The organism is Psychromonas sp. MME2 (assembly GCF_040566515.1).
Classification (GTDB): domain Bacteria; phylum Pseudomonadota; class Gammaproteobacteria; order Enterobacterales; family Psychromonadaceae; genus Psychromonas.
In genome coordinates this window covers 197,285-214,198 of sequence record NZ_JBEWXI010000007.1, presented here as the reverse complement: position 1 = coordinate 214,198, position 16,914 = coordinate 197,285, and the positions used below count along the sequence as shown (strand labels likewise).

Sequence of the window (16,914 nt, the reverse complement as noted above, 5' to 3'; positions counted from 1 at the left end):
AGGAAATCATTGGTTTGCCAAATAACGGGGTATTCTATGGAAGCAACCACACAAGATAAAATTCAGACACTACCGCTTAGCGACAAGATATTCACCGTATTTAGCAATGATACTTTGCTAAAGCCTGAGGATAAATTGTTGTCTATCGAGTTATTGCAGGAATCTTTTCAATTAAAGGAATTAATGAACAATTTTGCCACCTTAGTGGCAAGATTTGTCCGCCCTTTTAATATTCGTTTTCAATCGGCACATGGTTTCTTTAGTATCAAACTAGAAAAGAAATTTAATTATAGCCATACCTTCAATTTATCGCGCACGGAAAATGGTGAGCGAATAGGTGCGATTACCTACCAAAGCAGTAAACCTTTGGGTACGAAAGAGAGTAAAATATTAACCGAATTACATATATTATTAGTGCCTAACCTGCGCTATGTATTAAAGATATCAGAACTTAACGCGATGATATTTAAGGATCACCTGACCAATGTCGGCAATAGAGCCTATTATGATGAAGCGATTTTGCGGGCCATCGATCAAAGCAACCGATGTGAACAGGATTTATCTATCATCGTACTAGATATTAATGATTTCAAGATAATCAACGATACCCTTGGACACCTTAAGGGAGATCAGGTTCTACAACATTTTGCAGTGGTATTAACCAAGAGCGTACGTACGACAGACATGGTGTTTCGCTTAGGGGGCGATGAGTTTGTTATTATTTTGCAGCCAGGTGAGCAGCAATCGGTCAATATCGTTACTCGGCGTTTATTTAAAGAGATCAATCAAAACCATTTATTACGGGAAATTAATTTTTCCTGTGCCGTTGGCTTTAGTCATTGGCAAATGGGACAAACAGCAGATCAGCTATTTGCCATCGCCGATCAAAATTTATATGTCAATAAACTATCCCGCAAAAAAGCGCTCAATTAATAACCAAGCAAGGAGTTGTCAATAATTTGGCAACTCCTTTAGCGTTCACTACTGTCATGTTCGTAATAACTTTCTAATTACACGGCTTAAACTAATAAAGACAATCATAACGGCAATAGCGGGTACTGCAAACCATAAACTGAGATGCAAACTCGGTGTTAATTGAAATCCCCATTTCATTAAACTATAAATGACTATTTCAGCACCTAATGCAGCAATCACGCCAGCTGAAAGCGCCATCAAGCCGTATTCACTTAGCAAAGTTTGACGAATATATTTTCGACTCGCCCCCAAGGTGCGATATAGTAGAACTTCTTGACTACGTTGCTGCAGACTTAGCCGTAACAAAGTAAAAATAAGTAATATACCACTGATCACTCCTAGGGCTGCTAACACCGTTAATGACCAACTAATTTGCGCTAATAATGATTGTATTTTTTCCCCTATAACACGGAAATTTAGCAGGCTAACCGTGGGATAATCACGTCCAAGCTGATTTAATAAGGTATTTTGCTGCTCGCCAATATGAAAACTAAGTAACCAGGTGGCAGGTAGATCATGTAAAATATCCGGTGTAAATATAAAATAAAAATTTGGTTTCATACTTTGCCATTGCACCGTTCAATAGCATTAACACTTGCCATAATAGTTTGACTATTCACCGTAAAGGTTAATTTATCACCGAGATTAATATCTAAATTCTGCGCAACACTTTGCTCAATCGAAACACCATTTTTAACGCTCCACTGCCCAGCAACCACTTCATTATAGGAAGGCAGCTGCTCCGCCCAAGTAAAATTAATTTCTCGTTTTAATACATTGAAATTTTGCTGCTCTTGCCTCACGGCCTGTTTAATATCAACACCATTAATTTGTGTTAACCGTCCACGGACAATCGGGTAGGCAGCAGATCGCGCAACATTATTATCATCTAACAGTTGTAAATAGTCGCGATATTCAGTTGGTGCAATATTAATAGCAAAGACGTTAGGCGCATCAACAGGCATCGTTTGTTGCCAATCTCCAAGCAGATCATGGCGTAACAACCAAATAATCGCTACTAACATCAATGAACCAGATAGTGCAGCTAACTGCATCATGCTCTGTTTGGGCGATCTTCTAATTCGACTTAAGGCCAATGTCATCGCTGCATTCCATTGACGTTGATGAAGCAGATATAAAAGACCATAACTACACAATGCCAGTAGCAAAAACAGAGTAATTAATGCCCCAAAAATCATCCATACAAGCGTATTATTTCCATAATAGAGTATAAAAGCAGCAATCGGAAAGATAACAAGCCAACGCCCTTTACTCGATGATAGACTTTTTTTCCCTGCAATACCGCAATCGCCGGAGTATCTAGTAACCGCAAAAGGGGAATACCCAGTGACGGTAGTGCGATTAACAAAGCAACGCTAGCAGCTAGCAAAAAAGGTAAATAACCATAACTTGGTAACTCCGCCGGCAATACATCCGTTAACGGAAGACGTAATAAGATCTCCAATATAAAGCCGAACAAACTCCCTAACAGTAAACTACTTATAAATATCACACCAATTTGCGTTAATAACCAAGCGGATAACCACGTTTTACTCGCCCCCATGCTTTTTAACATGGCGACCATTTCAGTTCGGCTATCGGCATAATGCAAACACGTTAAAACAAGTGTTACCGCGGCCATTAAAATAACCATCACGATCGTTAACGATAAATACTGCTTCGCTTTAACAATCAAATCGGCACTCCGCCCTTGCGCATTTTCACTGCGCCAACGTTGTGATGGTTGCAAGGTGTAATTTTCTTGTAAGCGCGCTAAGTCACTCTCCTCTCCACTAAAGAAAGTACGATATTGAACACGACTACCTACTTGCAGCGCACCGGTTCTCGTTAGATCATCTTGATGGATGAAAACATTAGGTAACGCACGAAAAGGATTAAAGGAAAGTTCCGGTTGTTCAACAACCTTACCAGAGATGACGAACTGCGCATCACCAATGTCAAGTTGGTCTCCTACAGCGACAGATAATAGTGAAAAAAGCCGCTCTGAAAGCCATAATTCACCTGGCTGAACCTGTTCGTGTACTGCCTGATTCTCATCCGCTAGTATTAACTCGCCACGCAATGGATAATTCGATTGTACCGCTTGTACACTCACCAACTGCATCTCTTCATCACTAAAGGCCATGGTTTGAAAACGGGTTTGTATTGAACTGTTTAAATTGAGCTGATGCGCACTTTCTAGTAATAATGGCGGTGCTGGAGTATCCGAATGAAATACAAGATCTGCAGCAAGCATTGCGCGACTATGGTTTGTCATAACGCCTTCAACACGTAACGCTAATGCGGATAATGCAACGACACAGGCGACAATTAAAGTGAGGGCGGCAAAGACAGGCCAAAGCTGTCCATGATAGATTTCCCGCAAACTCCAACGTAGCACCATTTTTTTACCCGATATGACGTTACCCATTCTTTGACTCCTGCAACAATTGACCTGCGTGGATTGTCAAAATACGATCGCAGCGCTGCGCCAAAGCGGGATCATGGGTAATTAACACGAGCGTTGTGCCATGATTGCGATTCATGGCGAATAATAGCTCGATGATCTGCTCTGCCGTTTTTTGGTCTAAATTACCCGTAGGTTCGTCAGCAAAAAGAATTTTTGGTTGCGTCATAAATGCGCGCGCCAAGGCAACCCTTTGCTGTTCACCACCGGATAACTGTGCGGGTAAATGGGTTGCTCGGCCGGTTAAACCGACGGAATCAAGAAGCTGCTGTGCTCTTTGGCGATCTTCACCTTGCCCGCGTAAGATGGCTGGAAGCGTGACATTTTCAAGAGCCGTTAGGGATGGGATCAATAAAAAATTTTGAAACACAAAACCGAGTGATTCACTGCGGATTTTAGCACGCTGCTCATCATCTAATTGTGATAGGTTCTCGCCAAGCAATTCAACATCACCACAGGTTGGTGTATCTAATCCAGATAGCAATGTCATCAATGTTGATTTACCCGCACCAGATGTACCAATAATAGCGACACTCTCATTAGCGAAGACTTCAAAGGAGATATCGTTTAATATAGATAATTCACTGGCATTAGAAATGACCGATTTACTTAATGAACTCACTTTGATAATGGATGATGACATGGCAAAAGTTTCCCTTGGTATTATTGTTTTTCTCTTTTCAGCGATGGTAAATAGTACGACCTTACTCATCGTTGGAGACAGTTTAAGTGCAGGTTATAGAATGTCCAGTGAAGAAAGTTGGCCTGTATTGTTAGATAAACAACTACAACCCCTTGGTAAATCAGCAAAGATAATCAATGCAAGTATATCTGGCGACACCACCGGTAATGGTTTAGCCCGTTTACCTTCTCTATTGGCTCAACATACCCCTGACTCAGTACTCATTGAGCTTGGCGCTAATGATGGATTACGTGGTTTTCCCGTCGCACGCGTCAAGGAAAATTTGCAAAAAATGATACAACTCATTAAAGCACAAAATGCGCAACCACTGCTAATGCAAATTCATATCCCGCCTAACTATGGTAAACGATACACAACGGCTTTTAGTTCACTTTATATTTCGCTCAGTGAAAAAAATCAAATTCCATTGCTGCCCTTTTTCCTTGAACAGGTGATACAAAAACCACAATGGATGATGGAAGATGGGCTACATCCAACGCCACAGGCACAACCTTGGATTGCTGAATTTATGGCCAAGGAGTTAGCCCCCTATCTCTAATCATTTAACAGCTTGATATGTAACTGGCCAATTTCAGAACTTTCGTTAGTAATCTGACACTGCCATAAACCAACCGCAGCAGCTAACTCGCCATTTACTAAAATAAATGGTACTAAATCGCGTAACCAAGGCGCAACATGGTATTCATGCAGCAGTTTTTTAATACTACGGGATCCCTGTCGGCCTGTGGGTTGACAACGTAGATTGGTTGGTAAATGTGAGCGAAAACAGATCTCTATTTGCGCATCTTTAGGGCAATTAATCACCATGTCTGCAGCTTCGCATTGTTCGGAAAATGCCAACTGTAGCTGAATGCGATCATTCGCAAGACTAAGTAATGATTGCCCTTGCCAGTAAATTTTTTCACTGCGATTAATCGCGATATCTTGATCTTTTAGCAGATAAATATGGTCACGATAACGGCGCAGCGAGTAGTTTTTAAATTGCATAATTGGCGTGGCATCGTTTTTTGCCAACACGACATTCTGCCAAATAGCTTGCATCTGCGTTGCTGAAGGATAATCTATCTGCTGCAATTTAAACCATAAACGCAACACGTTATTACGCCGACCAACGCTCAACAATTTTAAGCCACTAACCGTTAATGCCTGCTGATTTAAACAGGAATACAGCACGGCGGCGTGATCCTGCGCGGCGAGTTCATCAAGGATCTGTTGTTGCTCTTGGCAAATAAAGGCGCTGCGTGCCACCGATTTACCAATACTAGGCCAACGCCCTTTTAATAGTGGCGTAATGCTATGACGAATGAAATTGCGATCAAAGTCTTGATTACTATTGCTCTCATCTTCAATCCATTGCAGTTGAAATAAGCTTGCATACTCCTCTAGTTGAGCGCGAGAAAAAACCAACAGTGGACGGATTAGAAAACCAGATGATAACGTTTGTCTTCCTTGAATACCTTGCAAGCCAGTAATACCAGAGCCGCGTTTAAGGGCTAATAAGACCGTTTCCAATTGATCATCTTGATGGTGAGCGGTCACTAAACAACTCTGTTCCGATAAGTTTTTTTGCAAAGCGTGATAACGCTTTTCGCGTGCAAGCGCTTCTAAACTAATACGATTTTTTTTATTTAATTGTACCTTCGTAAGAGTAAAACCCACTTGTAAATGACGACAATAATCGGCACAAAAATCACTCCAGCATTGTGCGTTCTCACTCAGTCCGTGATTAATATGATGGGCAAAAACAGCGATTCTTTTTATCACGTTCACGTAGACGTGAAAAAAGGTGCAATAACACAATAGAATCTAAACCGCCGCTTAAGGCGATGTGAAAATCGCCTCCATTTTGTAGAGTCAAAGAAGTTAATTGCTGCCTGAATGTTGTGAATAAATCATGCTTGTTCATTTTATAAATTTCATTAATCCATTAAGCAATATGGTCGAAATGTAAGGTGACATTTTCTTCCCCCAGCAGACGAGCTAAGGCGAATAACAAATCATCCGACGGCGTCACTGACCACGCTAATCCAAGAGAGAGTTCAACCTGCGCTTGTTGGTTAGTATACTCGATATAAACAGGGCATAATCCCCCCATAGCAGGCTCTAAAGCGGCATTTAATTGCGTTTGAAAGTCAGCGCCAACTTGTTGATAATGTATTTTTAAACGTAATTTACAGGCAAAACGTTCGCGCGCTTGGTCAATACTCATCACTTCACGCGCATTCATCTTTAAACCGCCATTAAAGTAATCTTCGCTCACTTGCCCTTGGATCACGATAACGTTATCGCTTACTAACAACGCTTCATATTGATCTAAAAGATCCGCAAATACCGTTATCTCCATACGCGCACTTTTATCGTCTAAGGTTAAAATGCCCATCCGTTTACCAGTTTTGGTCACCATCACGCGCATACTTAAAATCAAACCAGCAACACGGCTATTTTGACCGCGACGATTGGCGACTAGATTGGCCAACTTAGTACAATGGAATGCACTAAAATGCGCTTCGTACTGGTTGATTGGATGCCCTGTTAAATATAAACCTAGGGTCTCTTTTTCACCCGCTAGCCACTGCTTTTCAGGCCATTTAGCAACCGATGCAAATTTATGGGCAACTTCATTACTGTCGGTGGTTAGGACACCAAACAGATCGCTTTGGCCAAAAGATTCTGCTTTTTTATGCTGCATGGCCGATTGCAATGCATCGGGTAGTGTTTCCATTAATGCAGCACGATGCGGTCCTAATTTATCTAACGCGCCCGCCAAAATCAGTTTTTCAAGAATACGTCGATTACAACGTTTCAGGTCAATACGGTTACAAAAATCAAAAAGATCGGTAAACTTTCCGCCTGACTCACGCGCTTCTATGATTGCTTCGACAGGCGCTTCACCAACCCCTTTTACGGCACCAATCCCATAGACAATACGCAGGTCTTGATCAACATTAAATTTAAAGACCCCTTCATTAACATCGGGCGGACCGATCGTTAATCCCATACTTTGGCATTCAGCAACCAAGACAACGATTTTCTCGGTATTATCCATATCAGCAGACATGACTGCCGCCATAAAATAGGAAGGATAAAAGGTCTTCATCCATAATGTTTGATAGGAGACCAATGCATAGGCAGCAGAGTGCGATTTATTAAAACCATACCCTGCAAATTTTTCCACTAAATCGAAGATCTTCATGGCAAGCTCACCATCAATACCATTTTCAATAGCGCCCTGCTCAAAGGTTGCTCGCTGTTTAGCCATCTCCTCCGGTTTTTTCTTACCCATTGCACGGCGCAACATATCCGCACCACCGAGCGTATAACCAGAGAGCACCTGAGCAATTTGCATAACTTGTTCTTGGTATAAGATAATGCCGTAGGTCGGTGATAAAATACCTTTTAGTGACTCATGTTGCCATTTTTCATCGGGATAAGAGACAACTTCTCGACCATGTTTACGTTCGATGAAATTATCTACCATCCCAGATTGTAAGGGGCCCGGACGAAATAGGGCAACTAAGGCGATCATATCCTCAAAACAGTCAGGTTGAAGGCGACGTATTAAATCCTTCATACCACGCGATTCTAGTTGAAAAACAGCCGTTGTTTCATAACGTTTTAATAAATCAAAGCAAGCCGGTTCGGTTAGGCTAATTCGCTCAATATAAATAGGCTCTTCACCACGTGCTTTTTTATGGGCGTTAGCCATATCCAGCGCCCACTGAATAATAGTGAGCGTCCGCAGTCCCAAGAAATCAAACTTAACCAGACCGGCATATTCAACATCATTTTTATCGAACTGGGTAACGGGGTTATTACCCTCTTCATCACAATATAACGGAGCAAAATCGGTGATCGTCGTGGGCGAAATAACTACCCCACCAGCATGCTTACCGGCATTACGGATTGTGCCTTCAAGAATTCGGCACATATCAATTAACTCTTTAACATCATCACTACCGTCATAGCGTTCCTGTAAACGCGGCTCCTCTACAAAGGCTTTTGCCAACGTCATACCCGGTGTGGGGGGAATAAGTTTAGAAATGCCATCGACAAAGCCATAGGCATGACCCAATACACGCCCAACGTCGCGAATAACGGCTTTAGATGCCATTGTACCGAAGGTAATAATTTGTGAGACCGCATCACGGCCATACAATTGAGCAACGTGATCGATAACTTCATCACGTCTATCCATGCAGAAGTCGATATCGAAGTCGGGCATTGAAACACGTTCAGGATTCAAAAATCGTTCAAATAATAGCTCTAACTCGAGCGGATCGAGATCGGTTATTTTCAGTGCATAGGCGACCAATGATCCCGCACCAGATCCTCGACCAGGCCCAACTGGGATATTGTTATCTTTACTCCATTGAATAAACTCCATCACAATCAAGAAGTAGCCAGGAAAGCCCATATTATTAATAACATCTAATTCTATTTGTAAACGTTCATCATAGGGCTTACGAATTTCAGCAAAATCAGGACTATTTTTATCAAATAGAAACGCTAAACGCTCTTCTAGCCCTTCACGTGAGACCTTGCAAAAAAATTCATTAATTGGCATTCCATCAGTTGGAAAATCGGGTAAAAAATATTCGCCTAAACGTAAAGTAACATTACAACGTTTTGCTATTTCAACACTATTAATAAGCGCTTCTGGTATATCTTCAAATAACGCACACATTTCCGCTTCACTACGCAGGTATTGCTCAGGACTATATGCTTTAGGTCGGCGATCATCACCGAGTGTATACCCTTGATTAATACAAACTCGAATTTCATGGGCATCAAATAGCGATTGCTCCGCAAATACAACTTGATTGGTTGCAACAACGGGTAATTGGTATTTTTCTGCCCAAGCAATGGCATGATGAAGGTAATTTTCTTCATGAAGACGATTGGTACGAATTAGCTCGATATAGTAACGCTGCGGAAAATGGCGCAGGTAAAAGTGAGTGATCTCTTCGGCATGTTGCCTATTCCCTTTTAACAGCGCTTTTCCTAAATCCCCCTCTTTTGCACCAGAGAGTAAAATGACACCTTTGTTATGTTCAATTAGCCACTCTTGATCTATGATAGCGCGACCAGCGACATGGCCACGTAAATAAGCTTTAGAAATTAATTCGGTAATATTTTTATAGCCTTCATTATCCATGGCTAATGCCGTAAGACTAAACTGCTCACCTTCCATTAACTCACTTTGCACCCAAAAGTCAGTACCAACTATCGGTTTAATACCTGCTGCATGTGCTGCACCATAGAATTTAACTAGACCACAAAAATTCATTTGATCGGTTAATGCTAATGCCGGCATATTCATCGCTGCCGTTTTGCTTACCAAAGGTTTAACTTTACTTAAACCATCGACCATCGAATAATCACTGTGCACGCGCAAATGAATAAATTTAGGCTCTATACTGGTCGTGTTATTTAGGCTATCTGACATAAAATCTCTAGATTATTTGGTCGCAAGAATATTTTGTACGGGTTTAAAACTTTTTCTATATTCGGCAATCACGCCATACGTTTGTAATGCTTGAAAATGCGCCTTAGTGGGATAACCTTTATGTTTAGCAAAACCATATTGCGGATAACGGCGATCTAACTCAACCATCTCTCTATCACGGGTGACTTTAGCGATAATTGACGCCGCACTTATTTCCGCAACGCGCAAATCACCTTTAACTACCGCTTCACAGGGCATAGTAAGTTGTGGACACCGATTACCATCAATAAAAACAAATTCAGGCTCTATTGTTAAATTATCAACCGCTCGTTGCATCGCTAACATAGTCGCATGGAGAATGTTCAATTGATCGATTTCGGAGGGTGTGGCACGTCCTATCGAAATAGATAACGCTTTTTCTTGGATCTGATCAAACAGTAGAGCAAGTTTTTTTTCACTCAGCTTTTTAGAATCAGTTAAACCTGTAATCGGGTTATTTACATCTAAAATGACAGCGGCAGTCACAACGTCACCAACTAATGGTCCTCGCCCCACTTCATCAACACCGGCAATCAGCTGATAATTTGGATAAATAATATCGGGGTAAAACGTTTCAGATTTTGCCATGCTCATCTCTACTCATCACTATGGGGTCTTCAATAAATCGACAACGGCTTGAGCCGCCTGTTTATCAGCATCACACTTTATTAATTGGTGTAACTCACTAAATGTATTGATTAATTCTTGGTTATCTTCGCTTAGTAAACGCTGCAATTCTGCAACAATGTTCTCGACTGTACAATCTTCTTGGTTTAACTCCTTCACAACGGCTTTATCGGCAATTAAATTAGGCAAAGAAGTAAATTTAACTTTAACCAGTAATCTCGCGATCACCGCCGTAAACCAATTAACTCGATAGGCAACAACCATCGGCGCTTTCGCTAACATCGCTTCCAGAGCGGCAGTACCCGATGCGAGTAATACTGTATCGGCCGATTGCAATACGGCACTGGCTTGACCATCAAAGACGCGTATATCCAATCCAGCTGCATAGTCTGCTTTCAATGATAAAAATTGCGCTTTTCGTCTCGCATTGACCATTGGCACAATAAACTTAAGCGCTGGGAATTGCTCTCCAATAATCGCTGCAGCTTGCAAAAATATTGGCGAAAGCATTTGCACCTCAGCTTTACGGCTGCCAGGTAATATCGCTAATATTTTATCCTGTTCATTAAGCCCGAGTTTTTGCCGTGCAATATTTTTTTCAGGCTGGATAGGAAGCTGGTCTGCAAGGGTATGACCAACAAACTTACAGGGCACATTAAACCTATCATAAAAGGCTTTTTCAAAGGGCAAAAAAGCCAATACCAAGTCGGTGGCTTTGGCTATCTTATGGATACGCCACTGTTTCCACGCCCACACTGATGGGCTGACATAATGAATTGTTTTGATATTGCGTTGCTTTAATTTAAGCTCAACCGTTAAATTAAAATCAGGTGCATCAATACCAATAAAAATATCAGGAGGGTTATCAATAAAGTAGTTAATAATGCCTTTACGAATAGCTAAAATACTACGTAACTTGCCCAGTACTTCAGCAATCCCCATCACCGATAAAGCTTCCAGTGGATATAATGCATTACATCCTTGCGCAATCATTTTTGGGCCCGCGATACCTTCAAAAATAGCATCAGGATAATGGCATTTTAGCGCTTTAATTAGCCCTTCGCCCAATATATCACCAGATGCTTCACCTGCGATTATTCCAATTCTTAATGGTTTAGTCATACAACTCTTCTTCATTTAATAGTTAAAAAAAAAGGCTCCAACGAGCCTTTTAAGATAACTTTAACTATCAAGTTTACCGTACAATTCCGCGACTCTCTGCGCAAATAAAATCGTATAATACTTTTAGCTCAGGACAGCTATCTAATTTTGCGGCAATCTCGATTTTTGCTTGCTCAAGCGTAAGTCCTTGGCGACAGAGCAGTTTATATGCCCGTTTAATTTCCATAATCGCCGCACTGCTAAAACCACGACGTTTTAGACCAACAGAATTAATTCCCTGTGCTTGGACATAATTTCCACTCGCCATAAAATAGGGTGGAATATCTTTGTTAACCGCTGAACAACCACCAATCATTGCATATTCACCAACACGAGTGAATTGGTGTAAGGCAGATAACCCGCCAATAATAACATTATTCGCAAGTTTGGTATGCCCTGCTAGCGTTGCATTATTCGATAAAATAATATTATCACCAAGAATACAATCGTGGGCTACATGCACATAGGCCATTAATAAATTATTGTTACCAATGCGCGTCGTTCCTTGATCCTGTGCAGTACCACGGTGAATGGTACAACTTTCTCGAAAAACGTTATTATCGCCAATTTCTAAAAAAGTCTCTTCGCCATTGTATTTTAAATCTTGGCAATCTTCCCCCACAGAAGCAAATTGAAATATCTTGTTACCTTTACCCATTTTAGTTGGGCCTTTTACGACAACGTGTGGGGCGATCCAGCAATCATCACCAATTTCAACACGATCGCCAATAATAGAGTAGGGACCAATTTGAACATTTTTACCGATTATTGCATTTTCGTGAATAATCGCCGTTGGGTGGATTAATGCCGTTGAATCTGTCATTAGATTTCTCTTCTTGCACACATGATCATTGCTTCGCAAACGATTTCACCATCAACTTTTGCGACACATTCAAATTTTCCCATACCACGGCGATCTTTTAAATAGATGACATGTAAATGTAAAATATCGCCAGGAACAACGGGTTTACGAAAACGTACTTTATCTACAGATGCTAAGAAATATAGTTCATTATCAGCAGGCTTACCAAAAGTTGCGAAAGCAAGTATGCCTGTAGCCTGTGCTAATGCTTCAACAATCATCACACCAGGAAAAACCGGTGTTCCCGGAAAATGACCTTGGAATTGAGGCTCATTAAAAGAGATATTTTTAACACCATGCAAGGTTTCACGCGGTACATAATCTAATACTCGGTCAACCAGTAAAAAGGGGTAGCGGTGTGGTAAAAGATCCATTATCTCTTTAATATCTAGCGAATTTAACTCATTGCTCACGTTGTTATCCTTTATTTTTTTCTTTGAATATTTTCTCAAGCTCTTTTACCCGCTTGAATAAACTGTCTATTTTTAACGTATACGCAGTCGTTTTACGCCAATCTTTATTTTTTTGTGCTGGTACGCCAGAGGAGTAGATACCAGGTTCATCGATACTACGCACAACCATGGTGTTACCAGTAATAATAACATTATCAGCAATATTAATATGTCCATTCATTCCGACGCCACCACCAATAATGCAATTTTTCCCTATCTTGGCACTACCTGCGATGCCAGTACTGCCTGCTACTGCGCTATTTTCTCCAATACAGACATTATGTCCGATCTGACATTGGTTATCAATTTTGACGCCATTAGCAATAATAGTATCGGATAACGCACCACGATCTACAGTGGTCGAAGCGCCAATTTCAACATCGTCACCAATAATCACTCTGCCAATTTGTGGTATTTTCACCCATTTCCCTTGGTGGGGTGCATTGCCAAAGCCATCTGCCCCGATAACACTATTGGCATGAATGCAAGTCCGGTCACCTATTTGACTATCATGATAGATAGTAACATTAGGGTAAATTTTGCATTGCTGCCCGATATTTGAGTTTAAAGCAATCACTACATTTGCTGATATTTGACAATTGTCACCAATTTTGACACCAGCTTCGATGACAACATTATCCGCAATGGCAACATTTTCACCAATTTCAGCCGTCGGATGAATGCTCGCAGATGCTGCAATCGTAATGGGTAAACTAGGTGTTGTATCGAATAGTTTAGCCAATAATGCATAGCCTACGTAGGGATTATCCATAAAGATAGCGTTGCCTTGGTAATACGCTTTTGCTTCGTGAGGCAGGACAATGGCACTAGCCTGACATTGCTCTAGCTTAGCAAGTAATTTTTTATCGGAGACAAATGTAATATCGCCTAGGCCAGCGTTATCAAAGGTGGCAAGGCGACCGATCATTAATGCGGGCTCCCCATTTAGCTGACCATTTAATAGCTCAGCTAACTGCTGCAAACTGTATTTCATTGCAATAACCTATCTATTTTTTGCTAATTTCTTTAATGATTTTATCGGAAATATCTAGTGAAGGTTTAGAAAATACAATTTGTTCACCATTTAAAATAAATCATATCCCTCTTTTTCTGCCACAGCATTGATAACATCTCGAACCATATTAAGCGCCTTTTGCTGTTCTTCACCTTGACGACGACGATTATCTTCTTCAAATGCTTTACGTTTTAATTTATATTCAGAAACCTTCACTTCAATGTTGCGTTGCATACTCGTTAAATCGCTTTCAGCCATCATTTCAGCGTCACGATTCAGGGTCGTTTCAAGTGTTGATATTTCTTTACCTAACTTTTGCAACTCTTCATAGCGCCCTTTAAACTCTTTCTCTAACTGTTTAATGATTCTTTCGCGTTGAGGAGTTTGTTGCATAATTTTGCTCGGGAAAACCACCGCTATTTTGTCTGCTTTTTCAGCAGCACTGAATGTTGATACCGATGTTAATGCAACTGCTAATGTCACTGCCTTAAAAAACATATTCATTTTGTAATTCCTTAAAATAAGTAAAGAGTCAGAAATGATAACCGAGAATATGAAGGTTACCATTTGCAAATTATATTGATAAAAATAAAGTTAGAAAGTTTCACCTATATTGAATGAGAAAATTGTACTAACGTCGCCTTTATATTCTTTAATTGGTTTTGCTAAGGTAAAAATAAGTGGTCCCATTGGTGAAATCCAAGTTAACTGCGTTCCAGCTGACACTCGAATTCGCCCTGGTTTTGAATAATCACCTAAATAGTCACAGTTATAAGAACAACTTAATTGACTGTAGTAACTATGGTCATATTCAGTATCCCATACTTCACCAGCATCAACAAAAATACTACTACGTACTTGGCGTGTATATGCTTCATCTAAGAATGGGAGCGGATAAATTATTTCTCCACTAATCGTATATTTCGCATTACCACCGACAGCGCTATTACTTGCAACAATTGAACTATTACCACCATCACTACCTTTATAAATAGCACGAGGTCCTACTGTATTACTTTCAAAACCACGTATGGTTCTATAACCACCGACAAAATAGTTTTCAAAGAAAGGCAGTACTTGGTCTTGGCCTTTATGTGTTCCATAGCCATTACCATAAGCCGCAGAGAAACGAACTAGTGTTGTCCAATCGCCATCTTCAGTAATACGCTGGTAATTACTAAAATCATAATTAACTTTAAAATATTGTAAATCAGAGCCTGGAATAGTGACTTTACCCCCTAAGGTATGTTTCATACCTTGCGTAGCTAACTGACCTTTATCAAGCGTGTTTCTCGTCCATCTTGCAGTAAAATCAAAGTTTTGGAAATTAACCGTTCCATCTGAATCTAATTCAGAACTGTAGATGCTCCAAAATTTACTAATTTGCTCATAGGATTTTAACTGTGAAATACCATTATTCTCCCAACCAATACTGAAGCCCAAACGGTTGGTTTCATTAACTGGGAAACCTGAACTCAATCTTAGACCATAAGTGGTATTGGTATAATCAACAATATTAGCATCGCCAGCTGTAAATTTATCGTAATAAATACGACCGCCGCCACTCACACCGTCTTTGGTTAGATAGGGAGTCGTATGGCTAAGATTAACACCAATGCTATATTCATTCTTTTTCGCTTCAATAGCGACTTTATCACCCGATCCAAGAAAGTTATTTTGTTGCACACCAGCAGTCAAACTTAAACCAGACTCTGTCCCGAAACCAACCCCCGCATTAAATGAACCTGAAGGTTGCTCCTCTACCTTAATCGCAACATCAACCAAATCATCGGAAAGTCGTTCAGTTTCAATATCCACTTTGGAGAAAAAACCAAGGCGATTTAATCGCGTTTTAGATAACTCTATTTTTTCACTAGATAACCAACCACCTTCCATTTGTCGTCGATTCGCGACGTAACACGACATCTTTGGTCACTGTATTTCCAGAAATATTGATGTGGCGAACATAACCACGTTGTCCTGGCTCAACTGAAAAGTTAACCGCAACGGTCTTCGTTTCATCATCTATTTCGGGGTAGGTCGTTATTTCAGGGTATGCATAACCTAAACGACCAAAATATTTGCTGATACTCTGTTCGGCAAATGAGATTTCAGATGCGGAATAGACATCACCTTTTTTAAAGGGAATAAGCGAGGCAATATCATCATCTTTCCCTAATAAGTTACCAATGAATTTAACATCAGCAACTTTGTAAATGTCACCTTCTTTAATATTGACAGTGACATAGACACCTTTTCTATTTGGTGTTAATGCAACTTGTGCTTCATCAATAGCAAAGCGAATATAACCACGGTCTAGGTAATAACTTTTAATGACCTCTAAATCACCCGCCAATTTTTGCTTTTGATAATTATCATCTGCAAAAAAGTCCCACCAACCACCAGAATCACTTAACGTTAAACGTTTGAGGAGATGCTCATCAGAATAAATAGTGTTACCAACAATGTTAATTTGTTCGATTTTCGCTGTTAATCCTTCATGAAAAACGAACTGTAAAGAGACTCGATTACGTGGTAGATTCGTCACCTTTGTATCAACTTGTGCACTGTATTTACCAACGCTATGGTAAAAATCTTCGAGACTTTTAGCGATACCTGCAAGCGTTGTTCTATCTAATGTTTCACCCACTTGAATTGAAGATGCTTTTAAAGAATCAAGAATCTGTTCTTCAGTTAACTTATTATTATCAACCAAATCAATATTACTGATAGTAGGACGTTCTTCCACTTTAAATATCAGAACATCGCCTTCTTTGTATAACTCAATTGCGTCAAAGTGCCCACTGGCATAAAGCTTTTTTACCGCCTTAGATAAATCATAATCATCAACCGTATCACCTTCTCGAATAGGTAAACTTAACAAAGCAGCACCCAATGTTACCCTTTGTAAACCTTTAAACTGTAAATCGCTTATGGTGAATTTCTCAGCAGCGACAGAGAGAGAAAAACAACTGCTGATAATGAATGCAATTATAAATAGATGTCTATTGATCATTTTATTCGTTAGTCCTTTGCAACACTTATATTGGTGTTTTTTTATACAACGCGCTAGAGGCCGTTTTCTTATATAATCACAAGTTTCAACACAGGGAAAAAACCATTCGCGATCACGATATAATTATTATTTAAGTAATAATCGCAGTTAA

The 16,914-nt window shown here is 40.2% G+C and carries 14 protein-coding genes and 1 pseudogene; 2 read left to right on the top strand and 13 right to left on the bottom strand.

Going from position 1 to position 16,914, the window contains the following annotated elements; genetic code table 11:
- Nucleotides 1-36: 36 nt before the first annotated feature.
- On the top strand, nucleotides 37-933 hold the full coding sequence (locus AB1A03_RS08040) for a GGDEF domain-containing protein (RefSeq protein WP_354624148.1): 897 nt from the start codon (nucleotides 37-39) through the stop codon (nucleotides 931-933).
- 54 nt (nucleotides 934-987) lie between these two features.
- Here the strand turns inward: AB1A03_RS08040 and AB1A03_RS08035 are convergent, their stop codons facing one another.
- From AB1A03_RS08035 to AB1A03_RS08020, 4 genes are read right to left on the bottom strand one after another with little or no spacing between them, the layout of a single operon-like run.
- Complete coding sequence (locus AB1A03_RS08035) at nucleotides 988-1,536, bottom strand: FtsX-like permease family protein (protein ID WP_354624147.1); 549 nt, start codon at nucleotides 1,534-1,536, stop codon at nucleotides 988-990.
- On the bottom strand, nucleotides 1,533-2,174 hold the full coding sequence (locus AB1A03_RS08030) for an ABC transporter permease family protein (RefSeq protein ID WP_354624146.1): 642 nt from the start codon (nucleotides 2,172-2,174) through the stop codon (nucleotides 1,533-1,535). Before AB1A03_RS08030 ends, AB1A03_RS08035 begins: the two co-directional genes overlap by 4 nt.
- Nucleotides 2,171-3,406 (bottom strand): ABC transporter permease, encoded by a 1,236-nt coding sequence (locus AB1A03_RS08025; RefSeq protein ID WP_354624145.1) that lies wholly within the window; start codon nucleotides 3,404-3,406, stop codon nucleotides 2,171-2,173. Before AB1A03_RS08025 ends, AB1A03_RS08030 begins: the two co-directional genes overlap by 4 nt.
- Entirely contained in the window at nucleotides 3,399-4,085 is a 687-nt protein-coding gene (locus tag AB1A03_RS08020) for an ABC transporter ATP-binding protein (protein WP_354624144.1), read from the bottom strand. The genes AB1A03_RS08025 and AB1A03_RS08020 overlap by 8 nt, the downstream gene beginning before the upstream one ends.
- Here AB1A03_RS08020 and tesA point away from each other — a divergent pair.
- Nucleotides 4,084-4,683 carry a multifunctional acyl-CoA thioesterase I/protease I/lysophospholipase L1 gene (gene tesA, locus AB1A03_RS08015; protein ID WP_354624143.1) on the top strand — a complete coding sequence of 200 codons (600 nt, stop codon included), beginning with the start codon at nucleotides 4,084-4,086 and terminating at the stop codon, nucleotides 4,681-4,683. The two genes, AB1A03_RS08020 and tesA, sit on opposite strands and share 2 nt — an antisense overlap.
- Here the strand turns inward: tesA and tilS are convergent.
- The 9 genes and pseudogenes from tilS to bamA form a co-directional block, all read right to left on the bottom strand.
- A complete protein-coding gene (gene tilS, locus AB1A03_RS08010; protein ID WP_354624142.1) occupies nucleotides 4,680-5,909 on the bottom strand; it encodes a tRNA lysidine(34) synthetase TilS in 1,230 nt (409 codons plus the stop codon). The two genes, tesA and tilS, sit on opposite strands and share 4 nt — an antisense overlap.
- A gap of 163 nt (nucleotides 5,910-6,072) precedes the next feature.
- On the bottom strand, nucleotides 6,073-9,591 hold the full coding sequence (dnaE, locus tag AB1A03_RS08005; protein WP_354624141.1) for a DNA polymerase III subunit alpha: 3,519 nt from the start codon (nucleotides 9,589-9,591) through the stop codon (nucleotides 6,073-6,075).
- A gap of 12 nt (nucleotides 9,592-9,603) precedes the next feature.
- On the bottom strand, nucleotides 9,604-10,218 hold the full coding sequence (rnhB, locus tag AB1A03_RS08000) for a ribonuclease HII (protein WP_354624140.1): 615 nt from the start codon (nucleotides 10,216-10,218) through the stop codon (nucleotides 9,604-9,606).
- Nucleotides 10,219-10,236: 18 nt separating this feature from the next.
- Entirely contained in the window at nucleotides 10,237-11,379 is a 1,143-nt protein-coding gene (gene lpxB, locus AB1A03_RS07995; RefSeq protein ID WP_354624139.1) for a lipid-A-disaccharide synthase, read from the bottom strand.
- A gap of 73 nt (nucleotides 11,380-11,452) precedes the next feature.
- Complete coding sequence (lpxA, locus tag AB1A03_RS07990) at nucleotides 11,453-12,241, bottom strand: acyl-ACP--UDP-N-acetylglucosamine O-acyltransferase (RefSeq protein WP_354624138.1); 789 nt, start codon at nucleotides 12,239-12,241, stop codon at nucleotides 11,453-11,455.
- Nucleotides 12,241-12,693, bottom strand: coding sequence for a 3-hydroxyacyl-ACP dehydratase FabZ (fabZ, locus tag AB1A03_RS07985; protein WP_354624137.1), 453 nt, complete (start codon nucleotides 12,691-12,693; stop codon nucleotides 12,241-12,243). Before fabZ ends, lpxA begins: the two co-directional genes overlap by 1 nt.
- A 4-nt stretch (nucleotides 12,694-12,697) precedes the next feature.
- Nucleotides 12,698-13,726, bottom strand: a complete 1,029-nt coding sequence (gene lpxD / locus AB1A03_RS07980; protein ID WP_354624136.1) for a UDP-3-O-(3-hydroxymyristoyl)glucosamine N-acyltransferase — start codon at nucleotides 13,724-13,726, stop codon at nucleotides 12,698-12,700.
- A 90-nt stretch (nucleotides 13,727-13,816) separates the two neighbouring features.
- Complete coding sequence (locus AB1A03_RS07975) at nucleotides 13,817-14,251, bottom strand: OmpH family outer membrane protein (RefSeq protein ID WP_354624135.1); 435 nt, start codon at nucleotides 14,249-14,251, stop codon at nucleotides 13,817-13,819.
- 90 nt (nucleotides 14,252-14,341) lie between these two features.
- A pseudogene (gene bamA / locus AB1A03_RS07970) lies at nucleotides 14,342-16,763 on the bottom strand (outer membrane protein assembly factor BamA).
- Nucleotides 16,764-16,914: the final 151 nt, after the last annotated feature.